3 protein-coding genes are annotated in these 4,561 nt (G+C 69.6%); all 3 read left to right on the top strand.

Going from position 1 to position 4,561, the window contains the following annotated elements; all coding sequences use genetic code 11:
* Window positions 1–171 precede the first annotated feature (171 nt).
* On the top strand, window positions 172–1,500 hold the full coding sequence (locus G6027_RS11305; RefSeq protein WP_182637274.1) for a replication-associated recombination protein A: 1,329 nt from the start codon (window positions 172–174) through the stop codon (window positions 1,498–1,500).
* Window positions 1,501–1,577: 77 nt separating this feature from the next.
* Window positions 1,578–1,730, top strand: a complete 153-nt coding sequence (locus tag G6027_RS11300; RefSeq protein ID WP_182637272.1) for a hypothetical protein — start codon at window positions 1,578–1,580, stop codon at window positions 1,728–1,730.
* 183 nt (window positions 1,731–1,913) lie between these two features.
* Window positions 1,914–4,561, top strand: a 2,648-nt coding sequence (gene alaS, locus G6027_RS11295; RefSeq protein WP_182637271.1) for an alanine--tRNA ligase, incomplete at its 3' end; no start/stop codon positions are given.

Genomic DNA, 4,561 nt, shown 5'->3' with positions numbered 1-4,561 from the left:
AGACGTGACTGGTCACAGGTCTACCCCGTCGGGACGGGGCACACGCGGGTTCCAGACAACCCGACGGCGACGAGCCGGTCCACCCCGTCGGCCCGTTCGCCTCCTGCTGTTCACCCCGGGGCAGTGTCGGGGGCCGTCGGTAGCCTGGGTCGCGTGAGCGATGATGCAGGGCTGTTCGCGGCCGGGGACGCGGGACCGCGAGAGGGGTCGGCACCGCCGCCCGTCGACCCGTCGGCCCCGCTGGCGGTGCGGATGAGGCCGCGCACTCTGGACGAGGTGGTCGGACAGGAGCACCTGCTCCGCGCCAACTCGCCGTTGCGGCGACTGGTCGAGGGCCGGGGAGGATCGTCGGTGATCCTCTACGGGCCGCCGGGCACGGGCAAGACGACGCTGGCCAACCTGGTGGCCAGCTCGTCCGGCCGGCACTTCGTGGCGCTGTCCGCCCTGAGCGCCGGGGTCAAGGACGTCCGGGCGGTGATCGAGGACGCGCGGACACGCCAGATCCACGGCCGGCGCACCGTGCTTTTCATCGACGAGGTCCACCGGTTCTCCAAGAGCCAACAGGACGCACTGCTGGCCGCGGTGGAGAACGGCATAGTGCTCCTGGTGGCCGCGACCACGGAGAACCCGCACTTCTCGGTGATCGCCCCGCTGCTCAGCCGTTCGCTCATCGCCGAGCTGCAGGGGCTGGACGGGGCGGGGGTGGCCACGGTGATCCGGCGCGCCGTGGCCGACGACCGAGGTTATGCGGGCGCGGTCGAGGTGACGGACGCCGCGGTGGAGGACATCGTCCGTCTCTCCGGCGGGGACGCGCGCCGGAGCCTGACCATCCTGGAAGCCGCTGCGGGGGCCGCCGAGGACCACGTGGTCACCCCGGAGACCGTCGAGTTGAGCCTGGACGCGGCACCGGTGCGCTACGACCGTGACGGGGATCAGCACTATGACGTCACGAGTGCATTCATCAAGTCCATCCGCGGGTCGGACGTCGACGCGGCCCTGCACTACCTCGCCCGGATGCTGGTCGCGGGGGAGGACCCGCGCTTCATCGCGCGGCGACTGATGGTGCACGCGAGCGAGGACATCGGTATGGCCGATCCCACTGCGTTGCTCGCCGCGTCAGCCGCGGCGGAGATCGTGCAGAAGGTGGGCCTGCCCGAATGCCGGCTCGCCCTGGCCCAGGCCACCATCCACCTGGCTACCGCGCCCAAGTCCAACGCGGTGATCTCCGCGATCGACTCGGCGATGGCAGACGTCCGCGCCGGGGGCGTCGGGGAGGTCCCCAGGCACCTGCGGGACGGTCACTACGCCGGAGCCAAGGGGCTCGGGAACGGTGTGGGCTACAAGTACGCGCACGAGGCGTCGGCCGGAGTGGTCCGGCAGCAGTACGCACCGGACGAGTTGGTCGGGCAGGACTACTACTGCCCGCCTGGCCACGGTCACGAACGTGAGCTCGGAGCGCGTGTGGCCAAGCTCCGGGGGATCATCCGCGGGAAGCCCTGACCGACCAGTCCAGTGTGTGTGAACCTGATGCGACCTGTCCTGGCAGGCACACCATGGAACACGAGTTCGGAGGACACATGAGTATCGCGAGCATCTTCTCAACCCTGGTCGGGGTGGCCACCTCGGTAGGCGTCTGGGGAACCGGCGCACACAGCCTGGGCCTGCTGCCCGAGGAGGCGTTCATCACCGCCGCCAACTTCGGCATTCTCCTACCCCCTATGCCGGGGTGATCCTGCCTGCTGCCGAGGCGGTTCCCGGGCGCGGCCGGTAGAGCAGAGCTGGTCGCCGGCCGACACGCGGCGGCGAGCAGGCCCGGATCTGAGGTGAGAGCCATTCCTCGACCCTGAAGGTGCGCCGGTAGGCTGGTGAGTCGACTGATCCACCACCTCCGTAGACCACCAGTGAGGCCCCCTGTGCAGACCCATGAGATCCGGCGCCGATTCCTCGACCACTTCGTCAGGGCCGGTCACGCCGAGGTCCCCAGCGCATCACTGGTCCTGGACGACCCGAACCTGCTGTTCGTCAACGCCGGGATGGTCCCCTTCAAGCCCTACTTCCTGGGACAGGAGACCCCCGAACACGCCACGGCGACCTCCATCCAGAAGTGCGTGCGCACGCTCGACATCGAGGAGGTGGGCATCACCACCCGCCACAACACCTTCTTCCAGATGGCGGGCAACTTCTCCTTCGGTGACTACTTCAAGGAGGGGGCGATCCGCCACGCGTGGTCGCTACTCACCTCATCCGTGCAGGACGGCGGGTTCGGAATCGACCCGGAACTGCTGTGGGTCACCGTGTACCTCGACGACGACGAGGCCTACGGCATCTGGCGCGACGTGGTCGGCGTCCCCGAGGCCCGCATCCAGCGCCGCGGCATGGCGGACAACTACTGGTCCATGGGCGTCCCCGGGCCCTGCGGTCCGTGCTCTGAGATCTTCTACGATCGCGGACCGGAGTACGGGGTCGAAGGCGGACCGGAGGCGGACGAGGACCGCTACATCGAGATCTGGAACCTCGTGTTCATGCAGAACGAGCGCGGTGAGGGCACCGGCAAGGACGCCTTCGAGATCCTGGGCCCGCTACCCAAGCAGAACATCGACACCGGGATGGGGATCGAGCGCGTCGCGTTCCTGCTCCAGGGCGTCGAGAACGTCTACGAGACCGATCTGCTCCGCCCGGTGATCGACACTGCCGAGCGGCTCTCCGGCACCAAGTACGGGGTGGACAAAGCCTCCGACGTGCGCTTCCGGGTGATCGCGGACCACGCGCGGACGGCGTACATGCTCATCTCCGACGGCGTGACCCCCGGCAACGAGGGGCGCGGGTACATCCTGCGGCGTCTGTTGCGGCGCATCGTCCGGTCCGTCCGGCTCCTCGGCGCGACCGGAGACACGATGGCCGAGTTCATGGCCACCGTGAAGGAGGCGATCGGCCCGTCCTTCCCCGAGACGGTCGCCGGGTACGAGCGCATCGAGCGCATCGCCGTGGCCGAGGAGGTCGCGTTCCTCAAGACCCTCGAGTCGGGAACCCAGCTCTTCGAGCGTGCCGCCGAGGACGCCAGGGAGTCGGGCGCGGCCACCCTCACGGGCCGCCAGGCCTTCGCTCTCCACGACACCCACGGGTTCCCCATCGACCTGACACTGGAGATGGCGGCCGAGGCCGGCCTGAAGGTGGACGAGGCGGGTTTCCGTTCCCTCATGTCCGAGCAGCGCGCCAGGGCCAAGGCGGACTCGCGGTCCAAGAAGCACGCCCATGCCGATCTGTCGGTGTACCGCGACTTCCTCGACGCGGGCGAGACCGTCTTCACCGGGTTCACCGAGCTCACCGACGAGTCCACCCTCCTGGGCATCGTGTCCGGCGGCGAGTCCGTTCCCGTCGCCCGGGACGGCGACAGGGTCGAGTTCGTCCTCGACCGGACGCCGTTCTACGCCGAGTCCGGCGGGCAGCTCGGTGACCGCGGGATGATCTCCACCGCCGGTTTCCAGATGCAGGTCGACGACGTGCAGAAGATCGGGAAGAAGCTCTGGATCCACAAGGGCGTCCTCACCGGCGGCGAGGTCGAGGCCGGCCAGCTCGTCACCGCGGCCGTCGACCCCGAGTGGCGCAAGGGGGCCACGCAGGGCCACTCGGCCACCCACCTAGTGCACGCCGCACTGCGTCAGATCCTCGGACCGGAGGCCGTACAGGCCGGCTCGCTCAACAAGCCGGGGTACATGCGGTTCGACTTCAACTGGTCGGGCTCCATCCCTGCGGACGTCCTCGCACAGGTCGAGGAGATCACCAACGCCGCCGTCGACGCCGACTACGGCGTGAACACGATCGAGACCAGCCTCGACGAGGCCCGGCGGATGGGCGCGATGGCGTTGTTCGGCGAGAACTACGGGTCGTTGGTCCGGGTGGTGGAGATCGGCGGACCGTTCTCGATGGAACTGTGTGGCGGCACCCACGTCTCCAGTTCCGCGCAGATCGGCCCGGTGAGTCTGTTGGGGGAGGCCTCTGTCGGGTCGGGTATCCGGCGGGTGGAGGCGTACGTCGGAATGGATGCCTACCGGCACCAGGCCCGTGAGCGCGCTCTCGTGTCGGGCCTGGCCACCTCGCTCAAGGCGCCCGCCGACGAACTACCCGACCGCGTGGCCGCGCTGACCGCGAAGCTGCGGGACGCGGAGAAGGCACTGGAGTCGATGCGTGCCGCCCAGCTAGCCTCCCGGGCCGGGGACCTGTTGTCGGCGGCCGAGGACCTCGACGGGATCCGGTTCCTCGCCCACGACGACCCGGGAGGAGCGGCGGGCGACCTGCGCACGCTCGCCTCCGACCTCAAGGGCCGACTCAGCGGCGATGCCGGCGTCATCTTCCTCACCGCCGCGGGTTCGGACAAGGTGCCGTTCGTCATCGCGGTGAGCCCCGCCGCCCAGGAGCGCGGTCTCCGCGCGGGCGATCTGGTCAAGGCCATCGCCCCGGCGCTCGGGGCGCGCGGAGGCGGCAAGCCGGACATGGCGCAGGGGGCTGGCAGCGAGCCGTCCGGTATCGACGCGGCCGTGTCCGCACTGCGCGCCGCCGTCAG

Origin of the sequence: Dietzia sp. SLG310A2-38A2 (assembly GCF_014145095.1) — a bacterium.
In the GTDB taxonomy this organism is placed as follows: Bacteria; Actinomycetota; Actinomycetes; order Mycobacteriales; family Mycobacteriaceae; genus Dietzia.
This window is presented reverse-complemented; position numbering and strand designations above follow the sequence as displayed.